Source organism: Kribbella sp. NPDC004875 (assembly GCF_042873375.1).
Lineage (GTDB): Bacteria > Actinomycetota > Actinomycetes > Propionibacteriales > Kribbellaceae > Kribbella.
The window spans coordinates 134781-157350 of sequence record NZ_JBIALI010000008.1 but is presented as its reverse complement, the minus strand read 5'-3'; the positions used below and the strand labels follow the sequence as shown (position 1 = coordinate 157350).

The 22570-nt window shown below is 68.2% G+C and carries 24 protein-coding genes; 12 read left to right on the top strand and 12 right to left on the bottom strand.

The window, feature by feature from the left end; genetic code table 11:
- Positions 1–33 precede the first annotated feature (33 nt).
- From ACFYRH_RS36845 to ACFYRH_RS36820, 6 genes are all read right to left on the bottom strand, one after another.
- On the bottom strand, positions 34–1008 hold the full coding sequence (locus ACFYRH_RS36845) for an aldo/keto reductase (protein WP_387784798.1): 975 nt from the start codon (positions 1006–1008) through the stop codon (positions 34–36).
- 71 nt (positions 1009–1079) lie between these two features.
- A complete protein-coding gene (locus ACFYRH_RS36840) occupies positions 1080–1562 on the bottom strand; it encodes a MerR family transcriptional regulator (protein WP_387784796.1) in 483 nt (160 codons plus the stop codon).
- Positions 1563–1637: 75 nt separating this feature from the next.
- The gene (locus ACFYRH_RS36835) at positions 1638–2033 is read right to left on the bottom strand and encodes a Fur family transcriptional regulator (RefSeq protein ID WP_387784794.1); all 396 of its coding nucleotides are present in this window, start codon (positions 2031–2033) and stop codon (positions 1638–1640) included.
- A gap of 52 nt (positions 2034–2085) precedes the next feature.
- Entirely contained in the window at positions 2086–3090 is a 1005-nt protein-coding gene (locus ACFYRH_RS36830) for a metal ABC transporter permease (protein WP_387784792.1), read from the bottom strand.
- Positions 3091–3136: 46 nt separating this feature from the next.
- Positions 3137–3889 (bottom strand): metal ABC transporter ATP-binding protein, encoded by a 753-nt coding sequence (locus ACFYRH_RS36825; RefSeq protein ID WP_387784790.1) that lies wholly within the window; start codon positions 3887–3889, stop codon positions 3137–3139.
- Positions 3886–4833, bottom strand: coding sequence for a metal ABC transporter substrate-binding protein (locus tag ACFYRH_RS36820; RefSeq protein WP_387784788.1), 948 nt, complete (start codon positions 4831–4833; stop codon positions 3886–3888). The genes ACFYRH_RS36825 and ACFYRH_RS36820 overlap by 4 nt, the downstream gene beginning before the upstream one ends.
- 51 nt (positions 4834–4884) lie before the next feature.
- Here ACFYRH_RS36820 and ACFYRH_RS36815 point away from each other — a divergent pair, with 51 nt between their 5' ends.
- Both ACFYRH_RS36815 and eboE read left to right on the top strand, forming a co-directional pair.
- Positions 4885–6165 (top strand): YibE/F family protein, encoded by a 1281-nt coding sequence (locus ACFYRH_RS36815; RefSeq protein ID WP_387784786.1) that lies wholly within the window; start codon positions 4885–4887, stop codon positions 6163–6165.
- 128 nt (positions 6166–6293) lie between these two features.
- Positions 6294–7445 carry a metabolite traffic protein EboE gene (gene eboE, locus ACFYRH_RS36810; RefSeq protein WP_387784784.1) on the top strand — a complete coding sequence of 384 codons (1152 nt, stop codon included), beginning with the start codon at positions 6294–6296 and terminating at the stop codon, positions 7443–7445.
- Here the strand turns inward: eboE and ACFYRH_RS36805 are convergent.
- The gene (locus ACFYRH_RS36805) at positions 7442–8662 is read right to left on the bottom strand and encodes an FAD-dependent monooxygenase (RefSeq protein ID WP_387784782.1); all 1221 of its coding nucleotides are present in this window, start codon (positions 8660–8662) and stop codon (positions 7442–7444) included. The genes eboE and ACFYRH_RS36805 overlap by 4 nt on opposite strands.
- 97 nt (positions 8663–8759) lie before the next feature.
- Between ACFYRH_RS36805 and ACFYRH_RS36800 the strand changes: the two genes are divergently transcribed.
- The gene (locus ACFYRH_RS36800) at positions 8760–9302 is read left to right on the top strand and encodes a TetR/AcrR family transcriptional regulator (protein WP_387784780.1); all 543 of its coding nucleotides are present in this window, start codon (positions 8760–8762) and stop codon (positions 9300–9302) included.
- Here the strand turns inward: ACFYRH_RS36800 and ACFYRH_RS36795 are convergent, their stop codons facing one another.
- Together ACFYRH_RS36795 and ACFYRH_RS36790 are read right to left on the bottom strand one after the other, a co-directional pair.
- On the bottom strand, positions 9303–9611 hold the full coding sequence (locus ACFYRH_RS36795) for a DUF6703 family protein (protein ID WP_387784778.1): 309 nt from the start codon (positions 9609–9611) through the stop codon (positions 9303–9305).
- A 55-nt stretch (positions 9612–9666) separates the two neighbouring features.
- Positions 9667–10761: a class I SAM-dependent methyltransferase gene (locus tag ACFYRH_RS36790; RefSeq protein ID WP_387784776.1), complete on the bottom strand. Its 1095-nt coding sequence runs from the start codon at positions 10759–10761 to the stop codon at positions 9667–9669.
- Positions 10762–10905: 144 nt separating this feature from the next.
- Between ACFYRH_RS36790 and ACFYRH_RS36785 the strand changes: the two genes are divergently transcribed.
- From ACFYRH_RS36785 to ACFYRH_RS36765, 5 genes are all read left to right on the top strand, one after another.
- Positions 10906–11178 (top strand): antibiotic biosynthesis monooxygenase family protein, encoded by a 273-nt coding sequence (locus ACFYRH_RS36785; RefSeq protein WP_387784774.1) that lies wholly within the window; start codon positions 10906–10908, stop codon positions 11176–11178.
- Between the two features lie 111 nt (positions 11179–11289).
- A complete protein-coding gene (locus tag ACFYRH_RS36780; protein ID WP_387784772.1) occupies positions 11290–12675 on the top strand; it encodes a glycine--tRNA ligase in 1386 nt (461 codons plus the stop codon).
- A 2-nt stretch (positions 12676–12677) separates the two neighbouring features.
- The gene (locus tag ACFYRH_RS36775) at positions 12678–13364 is read left to right on the top strand and encodes a hypothetical protein (protein ID WP_387784771.1); all 687 of its coding nucleotides are present in this window, start codon (positions 12678–12680) and stop codon (positions 13362–13364) included.
- Positions 13365–13366: 2 nt separating this feature from the next.
- Entirely contained in the window at positions 13367–14488 is a 1122-nt protein-coding gene (gene dusB, locus ACFYRH_RS36770; RefSeq protein ID WP_387784769.1) for a tRNA dihydrouridine synthase DusB, read from the top strand.
- A gap of 828 nt (positions 14489–15316) precedes the next feature.
- Positions 15317–15901, top strand: a complete 585-nt coding sequence (locus tag ACFYRH_RS36765) for a dihydrofolate reductase family protein (protein ID WP_387784767.1) — start codon at positions 15317–15319, stop codon at positions 15899–15901.
- Here the strand turns inward: ACFYRH_RS36765 and ACFYRH_RS36760 are convergent.
- The 3 genes from ACFYRH_RS36760 to ACFYRH_RS36750 form a co-directional block, all read right to left on the bottom strand.
- Complete coding sequence (locus ACFYRH_RS36760) at positions 15873–16382, bottom strand: AAA family ATPase (protein ID WP_387784765.1); 510 nt, start codon at positions 16380–16382, stop codon at positions 15873–15875. The two genes, ACFYRH_RS36765 and ACFYRH_RS36760, sit on opposite strands and share 29 nt — an antisense overlap.
- A gap of 28 nt (positions 16383–16410) precedes the next feature.
- Positions 16411–16974, bottom strand: coding sequence for a dihydrofolate reductase family protein (locus ACFYRH_RS36755; protein WP_387784763.1), 564 nt, complete (start codon positions 16972–16974; stop codon positions 16411–16413).
- Positions 16975–17041: 67 nt separating this feature from the next.
- The gene (locus tag ACFYRH_RS36750) at positions 17042–17977 is read right to left on the bottom strand and encodes an NAD-dependent epimerase/dehydratase family protein (RefSeq protein WP_387784761.1); all 936 of its coding nucleotides are present in this window, start codon (positions 17975–17977) and stop codon (positions 17042–17044) included.
- A 170-nt stretch (positions 17978–18147) separates the two neighbouring features.
- Between ACFYRH_RS36750 and ACFYRH_RS36745 the strand changes: the two genes are divergently transcribed.
- Genes ACFYRH_RS36745 through ACFYRH_RS36730 form a run of 4 tightly spaced genes read left to right on the top strand, consistent with a single transcriptional unit; the run spans position 18148 to position 22569 of the window.
- A complete protein-coding gene (locus ACFYRH_RS36745) occupies positions 18148–19479 on the top strand; it encodes a hypothetical protein (RefSeq protein WP_387784759.1) in 1332 nt (443 codons plus the stop codon).
- Complete coding sequence (locus tag ACFYRH_RS36740) at positions 19446–20768, top strand: extracellular solute-binding protein (protein ID WP_387784758.1); 1323 nt, start codon at positions 19446–19448, stop codon at positions 20766–20768. The genes ACFYRH_RS36745 and ACFYRH_RS36740 overlap by 34 nt, the downstream gene beginning before the upstream one ends.
- Positions 20769–20770: 2 nt before the next feature.
- Complete coding sequence (locus ACFYRH_RS36735; RefSeq protein WP_387784756.1) at positions 20771–21685, top strand: carbohydrate ABC transporter permease; 915 nt, start codon at positions 20771–20773, stop codon at positions 21683–21685.
- A complete protein-coding gene (locus ACFYRH_RS36730; protein WP_387784754.1) occupies positions 21682–22569 on the top strand; it encodes a carbohydrate ABC transporter permease in 888 nt (295 codons plus the stop codon). Before ACFYRH_RS36735 ends, ACFYRH_RS36730 begins: the two co-directional genes overlap by 4 nt.
- Position 22570: the final 1 nt, after the last annotated feature.

The following is a 22570-nucleotide window of genomic DNA, read 5'->3' as shown; positions in this document are numbered from 1 at the left end:
GAGTCCGGTGGAAGGCTTACTGCGGTCAGTTTATCAACCCTGCTCAGGGGTCTGCCCGGCGACCCAGTTCATGTCGGGGTAGCGGTCGCCGACCGGCGCCAGCTTGGCCAGCCCGGCCAGGTCGGCGGCGGACAGCTCGAGCGACAGCGCGCCGAAGTTCTCCTCCAGGTACTTGCGCCGCTTGGTGCCCGGGATCGGCGCCACGTCGTTGCCCTGTGCAAGCACCCAGGCGATCGCGACCTGCCCCGGCGTCGCGTCGTACCGGCCGGCCACCGCGCGGATCTCCTCGACCAGGGCCAGGTTGGCGTCCAGGTTGTCACCGGAGAAGCGCGGCAGGGTACGGCGGAAGTCGTCGGCCGCGAGGTCGGTCGGCAGCGCGCCGGTGAGCATCCCGCGACCGAGCGGCGAGTACGGCACGATCCCGATACCGAGCTCGCGGCAGGTCGGCAGCACCGACTCCTCGATGTCCCGGCTGAACAGCGACCACTCCGACTGCACCGCGGTGATCGGGTGTACGGCGTGCGCCCGCCGGATCGTCTCCGCCGACGCCTCGGACAGCCCGAGGTACTTCACCTTCCCGGCCTCGACCAGCGACGCCATCGCCCCGACGGTCTCCTCGACGGGTACGTCGGGATCCATCCGGTGCTGGTAGTACAGGTCCACGTGGTCGACGCCGAGCCGCCCGAGGGACGCGTCGATCGCGGACCGGACGTACTCCGGCGAACCGTTCACGCCGCGCTGCTCCGACTTCCGCGGATCGCCGGTGATACCGAACTTCGTCGCCAGGAACACCTCGTCGCGGCGGTCGGCGATGGTCCGGCCGACCAGTTCCTCGTTGGCGCCGAACCCGTACATGTCGGCGGTGTCGAGGAACGTGATACCGAGGTCGAGCGCGCGGTGCAGGGTCGCGACCGACTCGTGGTCGTCGGCCTCGCCGTACGCGAAGCTCATTCCCATACATCCGAGGCCGAGCCGGCTGACCTCGGCGCCTTGAGTACCCAGTTTCATCAGAAATCTCCCAGTTCTAGGCATGGCTCCGCCCACCGACCGCGTGCACGGCCGGAAGCAGAGGCGGGTCGTTATGGAGTGGCGGTGCCGCCGTACACGGTGATCTTGTAGTCGGTCACCGCCAGGGCGAGCTGGAGGTCGCGTAGCTGTTGCTGGATCCGCGCGCGGTGCTCCTGCATCAGGGCGAGCCGCTCGGGTGCGGTGTGGTCGCCCGCGAGGACCAGCTCCAGATAGTGGCTGATCGTGCCGATCGGCATCCCGGAGGCACGCAGCCTGCTGATGAACACGATCCGCGCCATCGCCCGCGGGTCGTAGCTGCGGTACCCGGCGGAGTCCCGGCGTACGTCGAGCAGCCCGATCCGCTCGTAGTACCGCAGAGTGTGCGCGGTGAGGCCGGTGAGCTCGGCGGCCTCGGCGATCGACAGCCGCTCGGGGAGGTCGTCCGGCAGCTCCAGCAGGCAGAGCAGGTCGGGATCGACCGGCTCCAGCTCCGGGTGGTGGGCCGCGATGGCCGCGCGGCGGTCCGGGGCGGTGAGCAGGTCGGTCGCGTTCATGTCACCGACCGTACGCCTTAGAGCGCGCTCAAAGGCAAAGGTGACTTAGGTCACTGGCCTGAACTACTGCCTGAATCATGAGGCGTTCTGGCACTCCTGGCAGGTGCCGAAGATCTCCAGCGTGTGGCTGATGTCGGCGAAGCCGTGCTCGGCAGCGACCTTGTCGGCCCAGCGCTCCACGGCCGGGCCCTCGACCTCGACGGTGCGGCCGCAGACCCGGCAGACCAGGTGGTGGTGATGCCCCTGCGAACACCGCCGGTACGCCGTCTCGCCATCGGCCGTGCGCAGGACGTCGACCTCGCGGGAGTCCGCGAGCGCCTGCAGGGTGCGGTAGACGGTGGTGAGGCCGACGGCCTCTCCGGCGGACCGGAGCTCCTGGTGGATCTCCTGGGCGGTCCGGAAGTCGTCGATCTTGTCGAGCGCGTGCGCGACCGCCGCGCGCTGACGGGTCGAGCGTGTTCCGATAGCCACCGTTCCTCCTGTCATTTCTTCACCGCGCCCAATTCTCGCAGAACTCTCCAAGTCAGTGTTCATCCCAGTGATCCCCGTGTGCCGCGTGCAGGTGGCCGTCGTGGACGTAGTCGACGTGATCGCCGTGTTCGACCTTCTGGTGGCCGCACGCCTGGTTGTGCGCATGCGGATGCCCGGCGCTGACCACATGCGGTTCCGGCGCGGGTACGCCGACCTCCGGCTCCTCGTCCGCGAGTGGACGCGCCCGCCCGGCGCGCCGACGCAGCAGCGTCCCGACCGTTGCCGCCACGACGAACCCGGCCAGCGCCAGGACGACGATGGTCGCGCCCGGCGCCACGTTCGCGTTGTACGACGTGATGATGCCCGCGAGGCAGGCGACCACACCGATGATGCAGGCGGTGACGAACGTACTGCGGAACGACCGGGTGATCTGCTGCGCCGTCGCCACCGGGACGACCATCAGCGCACTGACCAGCAGCAAGCCGACGGTTCGCATCGCCACTGTGACGGTGACCGCGGCCATCACGGCGATCATCAGGTTGAGCAGTTGGACGCGGAGGCCCGTCGTACGGGCGAACTCCTCGTCCTGGCACACCGCGAACAGTTGGGGGCCCAGACCGATCGCGACGACCAGGACAGCGACAGCCAGACCGACGACGACGTACAGGTCGCTCTGCGAGACGGTGGTGAGTGAACCGAACAGATAGGTGTTCAGCGTGGCTGCGCCCTGACCTGCCAGTCCGATGAGCAGTACGCCGCCCGCTATACCGCCGTAGAAGAGCAGTGCGAGCGCTACGTCACCAGTGGCCTTGCCACGGGCCCGGACCAGCTCGATCGCGGTCGCACCGGCAATCGACACGATGATGGCGGTCAGGACCGGAGCGCTCCCGGTGAGCAGACCGAGCGCAACACCGGTGATCGCGATGTGGCCGATGCCGTCACCCATCAACGACAGCCGCCGCTGCACCAGATACGTCCCGATGGCCGGCGCCGACAGCCCGGTCAGCAGCCCGGCAATCAGCGCCCGCTGCATAAATTCGAGTTGGAACAGGGTCACGGCGCCTCCCGGCCTACCGGCGCCGAAGGCCCGGCCAAAAGCACAGTCATGAGGTCAGCCACCCGCCTTCTTCTTCGCTGTGCGAGTGGTGGACGTGGGCATGGGTCTGCGAGGCGTGTGGCGGGCCGTCGTACACGATCCGGCCGCGGCGGAGCACCACCGAGCGGTCGATCAGGGCGTCCATCGGACCGAGGTCGTGGCTCACCATCACCACCGTGGTGCCGCGCTCGACCCGCTCGCGGATCGCGTCGGCGAAGATCTGCTGGCTCGCCAGATCGACCCCGGCCGTCGGCTCGTCGAGGATCAGCAGCTCCGGATCGGACACCAGCGCGCGGGCGATCAGCACCCGCTGCTGCTGCCCGCCGGACAGCTCGGCGACCGCGTCCTTGCGCCGGTCCGCCATGTCGACGACCGCGAGCGCCTCCTCGATCGCCTCCTTGCCGGCCGCACCGAGCGGCGTGAACAGCCGCCGCTTCGACAGCAGCCCGGACGAGACCACCTCGTACACGGTCGCCGGTACGCCGCCGGCCGCGGTGATGCGCTGCGGGACATACCCGACCCGGCGCCACTGGCGGAACCGGGGGACCGGGGTGCCGAACAGCTTGACGCCGCCGCGGGCCGCGGGGAGCAGCCCGACGATCGTCTTGATCAGCGTGGACTTGCCGGACCCGTTCGTGCCGAGCACGGCCAGCACCTCGCCCTGGCGGATCCCCAGGTCGATCCCCCGAAGCACGAGACGACCGCCCAGGTCGACGGAGAGATCGTCGACCTGGACGGCCTGGGTAGAGCGATCTGTCACGAGCAGCTGTTCGCCTTCTTCAGCTCCTGCAGGTTCTCCCGCATGAGGGTCAGGTACGTTTCCTTGGAGTTCGCGTCGGACAGGCCCTCGATCGGGCTCAGTACGGCGGTCTTGACGCCGACGTCGTTCGCGATCGTCTCGGCCACCTTCGGACTGACGAGCTCCTCGTAGAAGATCGTGGTCACGTGCTGGGCCTTCACGATGTCCTGGACCTCCTTGATCCGGGCCGGGGCCGGCTCGGCGTCCGGGGTGAACCCGGCGATCCCGACCATCGTCAGACCGTATCGCTTCGCGAGGTAGGCGAACGCCTCGTGGCTGGTCACGAACGTCGTCAGCTTGCAGTTCGCCAGACCGGTCCTGAACTCGGTGTCGAGCGCGCCGACCTGGTCGAGCAGGGTCTTGGCCCGTGCGTGGTACCCGTCGGCGTTCGCGCTGTCGACGCTCGCGAGCCTCTCCTCGACGGCCTTGACGACCTGCGCATACCGCACCGGGTCGAGCCAGAAGTGCGGGTCGAGCGCCTGGTCCTTGTGCGCGGCCGGCGCGGCGGCACCGTCCTCGTGCTCCTCGAAGTCGGCGCCGGTGGCCTCCAGTTGCGCGGCCGGGGCGACGTCGAAGCCGGCGTCCTTCGCGTTCTGCGCGACGGCCTCGTCGACGGCCGGCTGCAGGTCCTTCTCGTAGACGACCAGTTTCGCCTCGGCGATCGAGCCGACCTGCTTGGGGGTCAGCTCCAGATCGTGCGGCTCCACACCGGGGGCTGTCAGAGTGGTCACGTTCACCGCGTCGCCCCCCACTGTGCGGGCGATGAACTCGAGCGGGTAGAACGATGCGACGACGTCGAGCTTGCCGTTCCCGGAGCCTCCCGAGGAGGAACCGCCGCACCCGGCCAGGGTGAGGGCGGCCAGGGCGGTGGCGCCGGCGAGGACAGCTCGAAGACCAGATCTCATGACAATCATTTTCATTTAAATGGAACTGATTGTCAAAACAGGGAGTTCAGGATGGCCAGCCGCAACGTCGGGCGCCGACGTGCCGACCGTCGAGGTAACCGCCTCCGGAAGCTCGATATTCCGCACGGGCATGGGCACGGTCATGGGCACGGTCACGGTGACCACGTGGTCGACACCTCGGTGGTGAACTCCGACGCCGTCGTCGCCCGCCGGGTCCGGATCGTGGTCGCCGCCGTCCTCGCCCCGCTGATCGTCGCGGCCGTCGTGCTGATGATCGTGCTCTGGCCGAGCGGCGTGAAGGTGACGTCGTACCAGACGAGCACTGCCCGTGGTGAGGTGCTCGGGATCAAGGCGTGCCCGGATCCGAAGGACAAGTGCGACGTCGCGTCGGTGAAGCTCGGCAACGGGCCGGACAAGGGCACGGTGGTGCCGGTCCAGGTGCCGCAGGCCGGCCAGACCTCGATCCCGGTCAAGACCGGTCAGACGGTGATGCTGGGCGTGCAGGACGGGGCGCCGATGGATCAGAAGTACCAGTACGTCGACCACGACCGGACCAAGCCGCTGCTGATCATCGCGGTGGTCTTCGCGATCGCCGTCGTGGCGTTGTCCCGGTGGCGCGGGTTCGCGGCGCTGATCGCGCTCGCGGTGACCGCGGTGATGCTCACCCGGTTCATCCTGCCGGCCATCCTCAGCGGGTCGAACCCGCTGGTCGTCGCGGTGGTCGGTGGTGCGGTGATCATGACGATCGCGGTGTTCCTGACCCATGGGATCAACGCCGAGTCGTCGATCGCGTTGTCCGGCACGATCGCCGCGCTCGGGCTGACGGTGCTGCTCGGCTGGTTCTTCACCAAGCTCTCGCAGCTCAGCGGACTCGCGGCCGAAGGAGCGTCGGCAGCCAAGTCGTTCGCCCCCGATCTCGACCTGACGGGACTGCTCGTCGCGGGCATGGTGATCGGCGCGCTCGGAGTGCTCGACGACGTCACGGTCACCCAGGCGGCCGCGGTCTGGGAGCTGTCCGCCGCGAATCCCGGGGCCAGCCGGCGCGAGCTCATGGCCGCCGGCCTGCGGATCGGCCGCACGCACGTGGCCTCGGTGGTCAACACGCTGGTGCTGGCGTACGCCGGTGCGGCGATGCCGGTGCTGCTCGTCTTCGCGATCCAGGATCTTCCGGTGCGGTCGGTGATCTCCACCGAGGCGGTCGCGATGGAGATCATCCGCGGCCTGGTCGGCAGCCTCGGCATCATCGCCGCGGTCCCGCTCACCACCGCGCTCGCGGCGATGGCGGTCGCCGACCGCTCCCGTGATCTGGTCGGCGCACCGGAGACCCCGTAGGACCACGTAACAACCGATAAGCGAAAATCAGCCCTTCCGCCCCGGCCGTCAGCCTCTTACAGTGCTCGTAGGTCACCGAGAGTCCGCCTACGACTACCTTCGGTGGCTACACGGGGTGAGGAGTGCTGATGAGGTTTCGTCATCAGGATGGTTCGACCGTCCATCTGGGGTACTGCGCGACGGCCCATCCGGCGGCCGATCTGGACGAGCTGATCGCGGGACTCGACCGCTGCGCCGGTCCGGTGCGGTCCGCACTCGGCGTACCCGTGCTGGGGGTCGGGCTGTGGTTCCCGCATCGGCTCGCTGACCGGCTCGCGAACTCGCCGGCGTCGCTGAGCAAGCTGCGCCGGGCGCTGCACCGCAATCACCTGGAGGTGGTGACGCTCAACGGAACACCCCATGCGTACTTCACCGAGAAGGTTGTCGGCAGCAAGCTCTACTGCCCGGACTGGACCGAGCCTGAGCGGCTCCGCTACACCCTCGATCTGATCGACGTACTCGCGGACCTGCTGCCGTCCGATGCGGCATACGGCTCGATCTCGACCACGCCGCTCGCCTGGCGGGTGCCATGGTCGAAGGTGCGCAACCGGGCGGCGCGCGAGGCGTTCGACCGCGTGGAGCAGCACATCGCGCGGACCGAGACCAGGACCGGCCGCAAGATCCGGATCGCTGTCGAGACCGAACCGGGCTGCGTGCTGGAGATGGTCGGCCAAGCCGCCGGCTGGCTGGACCGCTATGCCAGCCCGTACGGCGGGGCGTCGCGGATCGGAGTGGGACTGGATACGTGTCATCTCGCCGTTCAGTTCGAGGAGCCGGCTGAGTCCTTCGAGCTGTTGTGGCGAGCGGGTGTGGACGTGGTCAAAGCGCAATTGTCGGTCGCGCCGACACTGGTGGACCCGTACGACGCCGCAGGCCGCTATCTGCTCAGCCAGCTCGGGTCAGCGAAGTACCTCCGCCAAGTGCGCGAGTGGGGCGGGCCTGGTGTGGACGACGTTGCCCGGGCCAACGATCTGTCTGGCCACGCGGCGTGGCGGATGCATGCGCATCTACCGGCCCACGCTGCGCCACCAGATCCGCTGAGCGCGACAATCGGCGTACTGGACGACTGTTTGACCAGACTGGTTGGTGGCGGTCATCCGCTGACGCATCACCTCGAGTCAGAGGTGTACGCGTGGCCGCGTGCACCCAAAAGCCAGCAGGGCTTGGCGAAACGGCTCACCAAGGAGCTGTCGTGGCTGCGTGATCGGCTGACCGGCCTCGGGCTGGACGAGGTGCACTAAACGGCCACTCTGGTCAGGTCGGAGTAGTCGGGAAGCCGGACTGAGCTGAGAGCCTTGCCAACCGCGTTCTGCGACCAGATGAAGCGCTGGACCGCAGTAGGCAGCTTCGGCAACGTCGCCGCGGCCAACGGCATCAGCCGCAGTGCGAGTGGGCTGGCAGGGATGATCGTGCCCATGACCTTCGGACCGAACCGTCGACTCTGGTTGACCAGCGGACGGATGATTCGCTCGTAGTTACGCAGTCCCGACGGCAGATCGCTGCGTGCCGCAGCCAGCTCGCCAGCCAGGATGTACGCCGCCACGACAGCGAGGCTCGTACCGCCGCCGACTGCCGGACCGGGGCAGTAGCCCGCGTCGCCGACCAGGCCGATCCGGCCGCGATGCCAGGTGTCCAGCGTGATCTGTGCGATCGAGTCGAAGTAGAAGTCCTCGGCAGCGTCCAAGTGCTCGAGCAGCTGCGGCACCCGCCAGCCGTAGTCGCGGAACTCCTTCACCAGCAGGGCCTTTTGCTCCTCCTTGTCGCGGTAGTCGTACTGCAGCTCCGGCGCCCGGAACAGGAAACCGCCACGGACCTGACCGGTCTGGTGTACGCCGTAGATCCCGACCAGCTTGTCGACGGAGAAGTGCGTGAGCGTGTGGCTGCCGATGTCGAAGACGTCCGGCATCGAGAACACCGCGAGGTAGCCGCCGAGCGACCGATGCAATGGAGCTTCCGGCCCGAAGGTCAGCCGGCGGACGTTCGAGTGCAGGCCGTCGGCGCCGATGACCAGGTCGAACCGCCGCTCGGTGCCGGAGTCGAACGTGACGTCGACGCCGCTCCCGTCGTCGTGCAGGCTCGCGATCGAGTCGCCGAACAGGTACTCGGCGGTGCCGCGCGTGGCGTCGTACAGGATCCGGGTCAGTTCGCCGCGGAGGATCTCCACGTGCCGGCTGGAGATCCCGGCGTACATCCGGCTGAGGTCGACCTCGACGGGTGGCTTGCCGAAGCGTTCGATGGTCATCGTGTCGAGCCGCGTGCGGGCCGCGGCGATCGCCTCCCAGCAGCCCATCCGGCGGGTGACGTCGGCGGCTGAGCTGAACAGGTCGACGGCATGCCCACCGAGACCGTGCCGCAGGGCGGGCGTGCGCTCGACGAGGGTCGGCTCGAAGCCGTAGCGGTGCAACCAGTGCGCGAGCACCGGACCGGCCACGCTCGCGCCCGAGATCAGGACCTTCATGACACCCCCTGAGATTTGTTTACTTATCGGAAGGTAAGTAAACGGGTGCGGCGTTGTCAATGGCTTACTTACCGGAAGGTCAGTTAATCTTCGGAGCATGCCGAGACAACGGACCGGGGACACCCGGGCGCGGATCCAGCAGGCCGCGCTGGAGCTGTTCGCGGAGCGTGGCCTGCAACAGACCAGCCTGCGCGACATCGCCGACCGGCTCGGCGTCACGAAGCCCGCGCTGTACTACCACTTCGCCTCCCGCGAAGACCTGCTGAACAGCCTCGTCGAGCCGATGATCACCGATTTCGAGGCGTACGCCGCTGCGCAGCAGGCAGCCGCACCGGTCGAGGCACGCGACCTGCTCGGGTCGTACTTCGACCTCGCCTACCGGCACCGCAAGCTGATCCAGCTCGCGATCCGCGACCTCTCGGTGCTGCACGAGCTGAACCTCGCGGACCGGTTCCTGGAATGGCGCGGGACGCTCGCCGCGCTGCTGATCGGCACGCAGCCGTCACTGTCCGACGTGGTGCGGTGCATGGTTGCGCTCGGCGGGCTGTCCGACTGCGCTGTGATGATCGACCACGAGCCGGTCGCCGAACTCCGCGAGGCCGCCGTCGAAGCGGCGTACGACAGTCTCGGCCGGCCGTGATCAGCCGTTGGCGATCCGGGACACCGCGAACAGCAGGATCAGCACGATCGAGAAGATCCGCAGGAACCGCGGACCGGTCGTCACCGCCGGCCAGGACAGGAACGCCAGCCACCCGAGCAGCAGCGCGAGCAGCACCAGCGCCACCACACCGACCGTCACCGGAGCGAACGCCCCGACCAGCGCCAGCAGCAACGTGATCCCCGGCAGCGTCAGCTTCGGCGCGGCGTGCAGCTTCGCGACGTACGGGTAACTCACCTTGGTGATCCGCTGCCGCAACGGACTCACCGGCTGACCACTGGGGGAACTCATGGCCCCATTGTTCCAGGTGCCACGAACCCCCAGCGCCGCCCTGATCAAGGGGGTGTCAGGGGACCAGCCGGTAGAAGCGCCAGAACGGATGCTCGATCGGCAGTACGTCGACCTGTCCGAACCCGGCGTGACCGGCCAGGTGCCGGAGCTTGTCCGGGCGCATGATCGCGCCGACGACGTCCGAGTCGGAGTCCACCCGGCCCTGCGGCGTACACCAGATCGCACTGGCCGCGCCGAGGAACCGCTGCACCTCGTCACCGGGTGCGGTGAGTACGTCGTCCGCGCGCTCGTCCATCACGACCACGGAACCGCCTGGCGCCAGTGCGGTTCGTGCGGCGACCAGTGCCTCGACCGGGTGCGCGAAGTCGTGCAGACACTCGAAGAACGTCACCAGGTCGTACCGCGTCCCGTCGGCCGTGACGTCGGTGATGTCGCGGACGTCGAAGGCGACCCGATCCGCGACGCCTTGTTCAGCTGCGTTCCGCCGCGCCCTGTTGATCGAGTCCTCGTCGTTGTCGTACCCGTCCACCCGCACGTCCTGGTACGCCTTGGCGAGTTCGATCGCCGACCAGCCCGCTCCGGTACCGAGGTCAGCGACCCGCGCGCCCTTGCTCAGCAGCTCGTGCAGTCCGGGCACGTTCGGGATCCACTCGGTCACCAGCGAGTTCACGTAGGCGGGCCGGTTCAGGGCCTCCTGCGCCTCGACCGCCTCCTCGCCGTACGCCGCATACGCCACGCCGGCGCCGGTCCGGAACGCGTCGACGATCTGGGGGAACGCACGGCCGACCGCGGGGACGATCGCCGCCAGACCGCCCGCGTAGAACGGACTCGTGGGCTCGAGCAGCGCCTCGCGAACACCCGGCGCGAGGTCGAACCGGTCCGTCCAGACCTCCGTACCGTCGATCGTCAGCAGGCCGCTGATCGCCTGTGACTGCAGCCATTCGACGAGGTACCGATGATCGACGCCGGTCCGCTCCGCGAGGTCCTTCGCCGTGATCGGACCGCTCTCGGCGATCGCGCGGTAGAGCCCGTGCGCGTCGCCGAGGTGGATCGTGAACAGCTCCGCCGCGCCGAGCGCCGCTCCGAACAACCGTCCGAGCAGTTCCTCTGCCGCCGCGGGGTCGGCCTTGCCGATGTCGGTCGTGGTCATCTCGCCCCTCCTTGCCGGAATTCCCTGCACCCCCAGACGCCCCGCCCCGATCGGGCCTACTGCCACTGTGCGGCGGCGGTCCTTCCGGGGGGAAGTGCTGATCGGGAGCCGTGCGCGTCCCGTAAGGTGAGCCGGGTGTTCGTGGTGATCAGGTTTCGTGTCGGGGTGGCCGGGCAAGGTGAGTTCGGGGAGCGGGTCCGGGCCGCGGTGGAGGTACTGGCGAAGCAGAAGGGGTTCGTGGCGGCGCGGGTCGGCCGGAACGTCGACGACCCCGAGTTGCTGGCGCTGAACCTCGAGTTCGAGAACGTCGGGAGCTACCGGCGGGCGCTGTCGCCGTTCGAGGTGAAGATGGTGGCGGTCCCGCTGCTGTCGGAGGCGCTCGACGAGCCGACGGCCTACGAAGAGTTGCTTCCTTAGCACGGATTCGATGGGTGCAGCCCCGGACCGATAGCCTGGTCCCTTCCGTACCTGTCCGTATCCCGTCCGTACCCTCTCTGTACGCCAACTGTGCCCGTTCTGGAGTCGAAAGTGCCCGTGGAAACCGTGGATGCCGTCGTCAGCCTCAGTAAGCGGAGAGGCTTTGTGTACCCGTGCGGCGAGATCTACGGCGGTACCAAGTCGGCGTGGGACTACGGACCGCTCGGTGTCGAACTGAAGAACAACGTCCGTACCCAGTGGTGGCGGACGATGGTGACCGGTCGCGACGACATCGTCGGCCTGGACTCCTCGGTGATCCTGCCGACCCAGGTCTGGGAGGCCTCCGGCCACCTGGCCGAGTTCGTCGACCCGCTGACCGAGTGCCAGTCCTGTCACAAGCGGTTCCGCGACGACCACCTCCGCGAGGACTTCGCGCGCCGCAAGGGCAAGGACGCCGACGACGTCAAGCTGGCCGAGATCGCCTGCCCGAACTGCGGTAACAAGGGCACCTTCACCGAGCCGAAGATGTTCAACGGCCTGCTGAAGACCTACCTCGGCCCGGTCGAGTCCGAGGAGGGTCTGCACTACCTCCGCCCGGAGACCGCGCAGGGGATCTTCATCAACTTCGCGAACGTGATGGGCACCGCCCGGAAGAAGCCGCCGTTCGGCATCGCCCAGGTCGGCAAGAGCTTCCGCAACGAGATCACCCCGGGCAACTTCATCTTCCGGACCCGCGAGTTCGAGCAGATGGAGATGGAGTTCTTCGTCGAGCCCGGCTCCGACGAGGACTGGCACGAGTACTGGCTGAAGGCCCGCTGGGACTGGTACACCGGCCTCGGGCTGAACCCCGACAACATGCGCTTCTACGAGCACCCGAAGGAGAAGCTCAGCCACTATTCGAAGCGCACCGTCGACATCGAGTACCGGTTCAACTTCGGTGGCAAGGAGTTCGACGAGCTCGAGGGCATCGCGAACCGCACCGATTTCGACCTGACGACGCACTCCAAGCACTCCGGCGCCGACCTGTCGTACTTCGACCAGGAGAAGGGCGAGCGCTGGACGCCGTACGTCATCGAGCCCGCGGCCGGCCTGACCCGCAACGTGCTCGCGTTCCTGTTGGACGCGTACACCGAGGACGAGGCGCCGAACGCGAAGGGCGGTGTCGACAAGCGGACGGTACTGCGCTTCGACCCGCGGCTCGCGCCGGTGAAGGCCGCCGTACTGCCGTTGTCGCGGAACGCGGACCTGTCGCCCAAGGCCCGTGACCTCGCCGCCGAGCTGCGGCAGAGCTGGAACGTCGACTTCGACGACGCCGGTGCGATCGGCCGCCGCTACCGCCGGCAGGACGAGATCGGGACGCCGTACTGCATCACGGTCGACTTCGACAGCCTCGACGACCAGGCCGTGACGATCCGGGAGCGGGACTCGATGAAGCAGGAGCGGGTCGCCCTGACCGAGGTCACCGGCTATCTCGCCCAGCGCCTGGTGGGTTGCTGACGATGACGCTGCTGCGGGGTCGGGTCCGGTTCGGGGCAGTCGTGTTCGGGCTGTCCGCCGTGGCCGTGTTCGCGTTGTCCTCCTGCTCGGACACCAAGCCGGATGCCGGTTCCTCGCCGGCCACCTCGGCGCCGGCGTCCAGCACGTCGCCGTCGAGCGCGCCGATCCCGACCGCGTCCACGCCGACGCTCACCGCGCTGCCGACGCCGTCCACGCCGTGGCCGACGCCCAAGGTCACCGGTGCGCCGGCCGACGACGCGCCGCTCGCCGAACGGATCACGTTCGCGATCTCCAAGCAGGCGCAGATCGCGGCCGGCAAGGCGGCCACCACGACCGTGAAGTGCCCGGGTATGGACAAGGTCGAGACTGCCGGCGAGCACGAGCTGACCTGCACCGTGACGTACGCCGGGAAGTCCTACACGGGCACGCTGACGGTCGACGCGAAGCAGTACTCGGCGTCGTACAAGTTCACCTCGCAGTCGGTCGCGATCGTGAAGGCGAAGGTCGTCGACGCCGTGCTGCGGAACGTCAACGACGCCGCGAAGGTGACGTGCACGATGGACGATGTTGCCGTGGTCAAGCATTCCGGCGAGCCGATCGCGTGTGACGTGACGACGACCGGGAACGCCGTACAGCCTTACGAAGCACAGGTTTCCGGCGACGGCCGGGTCCTGGTGGCGAAGGCCTGACGATGCTGAAGCTCGGCAACCTGACGATCGACACGCCGGTGGTGCTGGCGCCGATGGCGGGCATCACGAACGCGGCGTACCGGCGGCTCTGCGCCGAGCAAGGCGCCGGGCTGTACGTCTGCGAGATGATCACCTCCCGAGGCATCGTCGAGCGTGACCAGAAGTCGCTCGACATGCTGACGTTCGACTCCCGCGAGACCGTGCGGTCCGTGCAGCTGTACGGCGTTGATCCCTTCTACATCGGGCGCGCGGTGCAGATCCTCTGCGACGAGTACGGCGTCGCGCACATCGACCTGAACTTCGGCTGCCCGGTCCCGAAGGTGACCCGCAAGGGCGGTGGCGCCGCACTGCCCTGGAAGCGGAACCTGCTCGGCGCGATCCTGCGCGCGGCGGTGCAGGCGGCCACGCCGTACGGCATCCCGGTGACGATGAAGACCCGGATCGGGATCGACCTCGACCACCAGACGTACCTCGACGCGGGCCGGATCGCGGAGGAGTCCGGTGCCGCCGCGATCGGTTTGCACGGGCGTACGGCGGCGCAGGCGTACTCGGGTCAGGCAGACTGGACGAAGATCGCCGAACTCGTGCGGCACGTGAACATCCCGGTGCTCGGCAACGGCGACATCTGGGAGGCCGGCGACGCGCTGCGGATGGTCGCCGAGACGGGCTGCGCGGGCGTGATCGTCGGCCGCGGGTGTCTCGGGCGGCCGTGGCTGTTCCGCGATCTGGCCGTCGCGTTCGCCGGTGGCGAGGCGCTGAACCTGCCGACGCTGGGCGAGGTCGCGGTCGTGATGCGGCGGCACGGCGAGCTGCTCGCGGACCTGATGGGGGAGCAGCGCGGGCTGCGCGACTTCCGCAAGCACGTGCCTTGGTACCTGAAAGGTTTCCCGGCCGGTGGCGAGCTGCGCGCCGCGCTGGGCATGGTCGACTCGCTGGCCCGCTTGGACGAGCTGCTGTCCGAGCTCGACCCGTCGGTGCCGTTCCCGGTCGCCGAGCTGGGCGCGCCGCGAGGCCGGCAGGGCAGCCCGCGCGATCACATCGTGCTGCCGCACGGCTGGCTCGACGACACCGACGGCCTAACCGCAGACCTCGCCGACGCCGAAATCGGCGTCTCCGGCGGCTAACCCACCCCGCCGCCCCCACTCCCGCCACTCCCGCCGCTTCCGTCGCCCCGCCGCTTCCGTCGCCCCGCCGCGTCCGCCGCTCCGCCGCTTCCGTTGCCCGCCGCTTCCGTCGACCCTTCGCTTCGGTCGCCGGGGTGGTCGGCCGGCCCGGGCTGCCGCGGCACCGCAGATGGCCTCCGCCGGTGCAGTTCACGTGGCCTTGCACAGCAACCGGTGCCCGGGCACCTGCTATTTCAGGTCCCCACCCACTACAACCTGTCCACGCCCCCGGCCGTCCCCGCCCCGCCGCGTCCGCCGCGTCCGCCGCGTCCGCCGCCCCGCCGCCCTGCCGCTTCCGTTGCCCGCCGCTTCCATCGACCCGCCGCTTCTGTCGCCGGGGTGGTCGGCCGGCCCGGGCTGCCGCGGCACCGCAGATGGTCTCCGCCGGTGCAGTTCACGTGGCCTTGCACAGCAACCGGTGCCTGGGCACCTGTTATTTCAGGTCCCCACCCACCACAACCTGTCCACACCCCGGCCGTCGCCGCCCCGCCGCTTCCGCCGCCCGGCTTCCGTCGCCGGGGTGGTCGGCCGGCTCGGCTCGGCTCGGGTCGGGTCGGGTCGGGTCGCGCTGCCTGGGCTGCCGGGTGGGGTTATCCCTCGGCGTTGGGGGTTCTTCGCTGATATGAGAGCAGAGAACCCCTAACGCCAGGGGATGACCCGTCGCGCGTGCGCTCGGCCGATCGTGGCGGGATGGAGAGCTGGTGGGTACTCGGCTCGGCTTTGTCGGATTGGGCTTGGCTCGTTCGTAGGAGGGGTGTTAGGACACCACGACGTACCGAGGAGAGCATCATGACCGCGACGTACACGTTCGACATCTTCTGCACGCTCGACGGCTTCGGGTCGTACGACGAGAACGGGGACTGGGGTGGGTACTGGGGCAAGCAAGGCCCCGAGTTCCTGGAGCGTCGGCTCGCGCAGGTCAGCGCGGCGCAGCGGGTCGTGCTCGGCGCCAACACCTACCGGCAGTTCGTCGAGATCCTCGGGCCGAACGCGGACGAGTCCACCGTCGACGATCCGGTGAACCGGCGGATGTTCACCGTCCCCACGACCGTGGTGTCGAACACGCTCGAAGGCCCGCTGCAGTGGAAGAACGCGACCCTCGTCCCCGGCGACGCCGTTGAGGTCGTTGCCCGGCTCAAGGAAGAGTCCGACGTACCGCTGCGCTCCCACGGCAGCGTCGCACTCAACCGCTCACTGATGGCCGCCGGCCTGGTCGACCTCGTCCAGGTGACCGTCTTCCCGGTGATCAGCGGGAAGACCGGCGCCGACCCGATCTTCCACAACGCCGCCGATTTCGACCTGGAACTCCTCGAGTCCCACATCCTCGACGGCAACACCGTAGAGCTCACCTACCGCCCCACCCTGCACCCCTGAGCGCATCCTGCACGTCGTCAGCAGCCCCGATCCGTACGGCGTACTCGTCCGGGGCAGGCGCTTCGAAGTCGGCGAGATGCTGGTTCAGGATGGCATCCGAGACATCGCGTCGCTGCGGATCCGCCTGATTGGCCGCGCGTCGGCGACGGACAGTCGCGTGATCCACGTCGACGTACACGAGCGTGAACCGAGCCCCAGCCTGCTGAGCCAACACTCGCCACCCATCGCGGAGGAAGCGCGGCGAGCTGGTGTCGTCGACGATCACCGACGTACCACCGGCTAGCAGCGCGCGCACCTCGTCGGACGCGAACTGGTGGGTCCGCAGCCATTCCTCCAGCGGGATCCCGTCGCCGCCCCACAGACCGCGGCGTTCGTTGATCTCATCGAGGCTGACGATGCTCGCGGGCACCAGCGGCGCCAGTGCCCGCGCCACCGTGCTCTTGCCGGAGAACGACGTCCCGCACAGAACAATAAGCTCCACCCCACCATCCAACCGGAGCGGAGACGCGTTATCTAGTACAGACGCGGTAGGCGGCGAGGAGGTGGCCGGTGGGGGAGATGGTGCCGCCGGTGGACTCGAGGTGGATGGCGGGGAGGTCGGCGAGGAGTTGTTTGCCCTTGCCGACGATCGTCGGCGCGACGACGAGGTGCAGTTCGTCGACGAGGCCGGCGGTCAGCAGGGCGCGGGTGATGGAGATGCTGCCGTGGACGCCGATGTCGCCGCCCGGCCGGGCCTTGAGGTCGCGGACGAACTCGACGAGATCACCCTCGATCACGTGCGAGTTGGCCCACGCGCCGTCCAGCGGCTTCGACGTCGCGACGTACTTCGGCGCGGCGTTGACGAAGGACGCGAACGGCTCGACGTCGCTCGTCGGCCAGTAGCCGGCCCACTCGTCGTATGTCCGGCGACCGAGGATAACCGTGTCCTGGTTCGCGATCAGCCGGGCACCGGCGGCATCCATCGCGTCGTCCCACGCGGTGATGAAATGGTCGGCGGCCTCGGCGACTCCGTCGAGCGAGACGAAGTACCCCGCGATCACCTTGCGCCCGGACCGGTCGGCGGTGCTGGTCATGATGTGTGTCTCCTTCGGGTTGGTTGCTCATCACTGCGTCGGACGAGCTGCCCGAATTTCGACACCGTCAGCGGGCGTTGTCTGCGCGCCAAGCGACGTAGTCGGCGACGGCCTTGGCCGGGTCGTACTGCGGGGTGAAGCCGGTGTCGTTCGTCAGGCGGGTGATGTCGAGGTACGGGTCCTCGCCGGGGCCGTCGGCGCGGCCAGGGAGGAGGTCGAGCTGCGCGTCGGGCCTGAGTGCGCGGACTGCCTCGACCAACTCGTGGTTGTAGACCGGGCGGCCGCTCGACACGTTGTAGATCGTGTGCGGGAGATCCTCCGCGACGGTCAGCAGCGCGATCGCGCGACCTGCGTCCGCCGCGTAACACGAGTCGCCACCGTCGTCGGCGTACAAGGGTTTCGGCGTCTCACCACGCAGTACCGCGCTGATGTACGGCGGCATCTGGTTGAACGGGGATTCCGGGTCCATCAGCGGGCCCCACACGGAGCCGATGCGCAGCAGGATCGGCTGGATGCCCGTGCCCTGCAGGCTGTGCGTCGTGAGCGGTTCGACAGCCTTATTCAGCGCGATGATCGCCATCGGTACGTCGGTGGCGGGGATCGCGAGCTCCTCGTGCCACGGGATCTCCGGCCGGCCGATGTAGTTGCCGATGCTGCTGGCGACGGCGAACCGGCGGACGCCCCACGTTCGGGCGGCGTCCAGCGCGTTCAGGAGACCGGCGAGGTCGTTGCGGAAGAACGCGACCGGGTCGTCGGCCGGGATGCTGCCGGCCAGGTGCACGAGGTCGGTGATCCGATGACGATTGCCGAGCGCAAGGAAAGCGGCGGCGTCGGTGGTGTCGAGCGGTTCGACGGTGACGCGGCCGGCCAGGAAGGACGGGACGTCGGCGCGGCGGTGCGAGGTGACGACGACCGCGCGGCCGAGGTCGGCGAGGGCCTTGGCGGTCTGGGCGCCGATCGCACCCACGCCGCCGGTGACGAGAACTGCTCCGTTGTCCGGCATGGCTCAGACCCTAGGAGCGGCGGGCCCTCGGGTTCTTGAACAAAACCCGCACGATCCCTTGACCCGAACGCTTGTTTTCGGGGACCTTTGACGGCATTGGATTTACGCGTCACTTCCGAACGTAGTTCGTAAATGCATACAGCCGAACATGGTTCGTCAAAGGAGTGCCCGTGGACATCGTGATCGGGGTCGTCACCCACGTGACCCACCACGAGCTGTTCCACGACGCCGCGCGGACGCTCCGCGGTGTGGATCTCGAGTGGGTCAGTTACGACCACGAGGACGAGGTCCGCGACAAGGTCGCGGAGTTCCTGAGTACGACGCGGCTCGACGGCTTCCTCGCCGGTCCGGTGCCGTACACGGCGAGCCGCGAACTGCTGCCGCCCGGGCTGCCGGTCGGCGTGATCCGCTCGTCGGCGCTCGACCTGACGCTCGCGCTCTACCGCGCCCAGGAACGCGGCTGGGGCCGGACGCCGGTCAGCATCGACACGTTCCCCGCCGAAGCGGTCGAGGCGGTAGCCACCGCGCTGGACCTCGATCAGGACCAGATCGCCTGCTTGCCCTACGCACCGACCCAGAGTGTCGACGAGATCGTCGAGTTCCACCGGGCGGCGTTCCAGCGGTTCGGTGAGCGCAGCTACGTGATCAGCGTGCGCGCCGCCGTACGGGACCAGCTCGCCGGGCAGATCCCGATCATCAGCGGGATGCCGGTGCCGGCCACGATCCGCACCGAGCTGCACGAGCTCGCGCTCCGGATCGAGTCCGAGCGGGCCAGTGCGCAACGCTTCGCCGCCGGCGTGTTCCTGATCTCGCAGACCGTGGACTCCGACCGCGCCCGGATCGGCCTGATGAACCACCTGCTGAACACCCCCGAGTTCGCCGGCGCCTGGATCGAGAACCGCGGGCGCCGCGGTGTGGTCGTCTTCGCCCACAAGGCGTTGTTCGAACGCATCACCCGCAACTGGGTCGCCGTACCCGCGCTGGCCGAGGCTGCCGCGGCGCTCGGTGCCCAGGTCTCGGCGGGTTTCGGGGTCGGGGTGTCGGCGCGCAACTGCGTGCTGCTCGCGGAGCAGGCCGCGGCCCGGGCCGAGCTCTCCGACGAACCGTGCGCGTACCTGTTCGAGGACAGCGGCGTCGTGATCGGCCCGATGGGTCCGGCCGGTGAGGCGCTCCGGTTCTCGTATCGCGAGCACGGCGACGGCGTCGAACAGCTCGCGAAGTACGTCGGTCTGAGCGCCACCACCGTCTCGCGGCTGGCCGCGCTGGACCAGGAACTGCAAGGCCGCACGCTCTCGCCTGGGGAGCTTGCCGGTCATCTCGGCATCACGGATCAGAGCGGACGCCGGCTGATCCGCACTCTCGACGCAGGCGGCCTGGTGAGCGTCGAGGGCACCGCCCAGCACCATCCCAAAGGACGCCCGACGCGTCTGTACCGACTACGCATCGCCCAAGCGTTGGAGGCACAACCATGGAGCTCACCCGCCGCCACATCCTCAAGCTGACCGGTCTCGGACTGGTCCCGCCTGCGCTGCTTTCCGCCTGCTCGAAGGGCGACTCCGCCCAAGGGTCCGGCGACGGCAGTGTGAAGTTCGAAGGCTGGGACTACGAGGCCGCTCTGGTTCAGCAGAATCTCGACAACTTCACCAAGACCAGCAGCATCAAGGTCAACTACACCCCGATCACGAGTGCGCAGTACGTCCAGAAGGTCGTTGCCGAGTTCACCGGCGGCGGCGGACCGGACGCGCTCTACGTGTACGACGACTCGCTCGCCGCCTGGGTCGAGGGCGAGTACCTCCAACCGCTCGACGGCCTGCCCGGCGTCGACGAGGTCTACAGCGCGATCTACCCGGGCAACGCCGAGGCGATGACGTACGACGGCAAGCGGTACGGACTGCCGTACTACACCGACGCGAACTGCCTGACGTACAACTCCGGAATCCTCGCGAAGGCCGGCATCACCAAACCGCCGGCCAGTCTCGAGGAGCTCGAGGCGCAGGCGTTGAAGATCAAGAACGCCGGTCTGCTGGAGTACCCGATCGGTCTGCCCGCGCAGCTGTCCGACACCTGGTGGTCCTGGGTGTGGGCGCTCGTCTTCGGCAGCGGCGGGAACCTGTTCGACGACCAGCAGAACCCGATCATGAACACGTCGGACACAGTCACGAAGGACGTGTTCGCCTGGCTGCAGCAGGCTGCGAACAAGTCCAAGGTGATCGATCCGGCGTCACTGCAACTGTTGCCGGTGCCTGTCGACAACGCGATGAAGGCGAACCGGTACGCGTACACGATCGGCGCGCGGTACGCGAGCCGGGACTACAACGACCCGGCGAAGTCCAAGGCCGCGGGCAAGGTCCGGATGGCGCTGGTCCCGAGCCTGGACGGCAAGGAGCACGCCACGGTCAGCAACACCCGGATGTACGGCCTGGCCAAGGACACCGAGGTGAAGGACAACGCGTTCAAGCTGCTCACGTACCTCGGCGGGTACGACGCGAAGAAGCAGCCGTACACCGCGAAGTTCTGGTTCCTGCAGCGTGGGCTCGGTTTCGCCTACAAGTCGATGGTCGACGATCCGGCCGTCACCGCGGCGCTGAAGAAGTTCGCCGACCCGGCCGTGTACTCGCATCTCGCGGAGATCGCCAAGCCGCGCAACGTGCTCGGTGTGCCCTGGTACACCGAGTTCGAGACCGAGATGCACAAGGTCGTCCAGGGCGTGCTGAGCAACCAGACCCAGCCGGGCGCGGCGGTCGACTCGCTCGCTCAGACGGTCGGCACGCTGAAGAAGAAGTACTCCTGAGCATGGCGACGCTCAACAGCCTCGCCGAACGCCGGCCGCTGGGCGACAACGCCAAAGCCTGGGCGCTGAACGCCCCGGCGATGGTCGTGATCGCCCTGCTGGTCGCCTATCCGATCGGGTACTCCTTCTATGTCAGCCTGCAGAAGAACAACCTGAAACGACCACGGGCCAAGAGGTTCATCGGCTTCGACAACTACAAGGCGCTGCTCACGGACCACGCGTTCCTGTCCGCGCTGAAGGTGTCCGCGCTGTTCGTGCTCGTGGTGCTCGGGCTGACCGTCGTCCTAGCGCTGATCCTGGCGCTGGTGCTGAACGAGCGGTTCCGCGGTCGCGGCCTGCTGCTCAGTCTCGCTTTGTTGCCCTGGGCAATGCCCGGCGTGGTGAACGGCCTGATGTGGCGCACCATCTTCGACGCGAAGACCGGTGCGCTGAACGGTCTGCTCTCGCAACTCGGGCTGATCGACAACTACCACGCCTGGCTGACGTCCGGCACCGGCGCGTTCCTCTTCACCGCGCTCGCGCAGGTCTGGAACACCCTCCCGTTCTCGGTCATCATTCTGCTCGCCGGATTGTCGACGATCCCTTCGGAGTTGTACGACGCCGCGACCGTGGACCGGGCCGGCGCCTGGCGCCGCTTCACCCAGGTCACACTGCCCTGGCTGCTGCACCCGCTGCTGATCGTCCTGATCCTCGAGACGATGAACGCGTTCCGCGCCTTCGACACGATCTACGTCCTCACCGGCGGCGGGCCGGGTGATGCCACGACCACGATCGCGTTGCTCGACGTACAGACCGTCCTCACCCTCACCGACGTCGGTCTGGGCAGCGCCTACGCGTGGGTGATCACCGCCATCACCCTGCTGATCTCGGTGGCCTACATCGGCCTCCTGTACCGGAAGGGGAACTTCGAGACATGACCGTACAAGTTCCCCTGAGGTATCGGGTTCCCTGGAAGAAGATCGTCCTCTACGTGCTGGCGGTCGCGTTCGCGTTGTATCTGGTGTTGCCGTTCTACTGGATCGTCGCGATGAGTTTCATGCACGAGGTGGACGCGATCTCGGTGCCGCCGCACTGGGTGCCGGTGCATCCGACGTTGCAGAACTACCTCGGCTTCGTGGATCCGAACGATGCGCAGCAGCTGGTCGGTGGACGCGCCGTGTCGGAGACACCGTACTCGCTGCGGAACAGCCTGATCGTGGCATCGTCGACCGCCGTCCTGAACCTGGTACTGGCGACGTTCGCGGCGTACTCGTTCTCGCGGTTGAAGTTCCGCGGGAGTCAGCTGCTGCTGTTGCTGTACCTGCTCACCCGGATGGTGCCCGGGATCGCGATCATCATCCCGTTCTACCTGCTGATGCGGTCGTTCGGGCTGCTGGACACCTACCTGGCGCTGATCCTGTCGTACACGACGTTCGCGCTGCCGATCACGATCTGGATCCTGAAGGACTTCTTCCGGTCCGTACCGCGGGAGCTCGAGGAGGCCGCGCGGGTCGACCGGTGCGGCTGGTTCCGGACGATGTGGACGGTGTTCCTGCCGGTCGCGGCGCCGGGGCTGGTGGCGGCCGCGGTGTTCGCGTTCATGACGGCCTGGAACGAGTTCATGTTCGCGCTGTTCCTGACCAGTACCAAGGCGGCGAAGACGATCCCGGTGGTGGCCGCGAACTTCGCCACCGACTTCAACACCCAGTTCACCGTGATGGCCGCGGCCGGTGTGCTCGCGGTCGTCCCACCGCTGCTGCTCGCCCTGCTCTTCCAGCGCAAGCTGGTGCAGGGTATGGCCGCCGGATCCGTGAAGGGCTGAC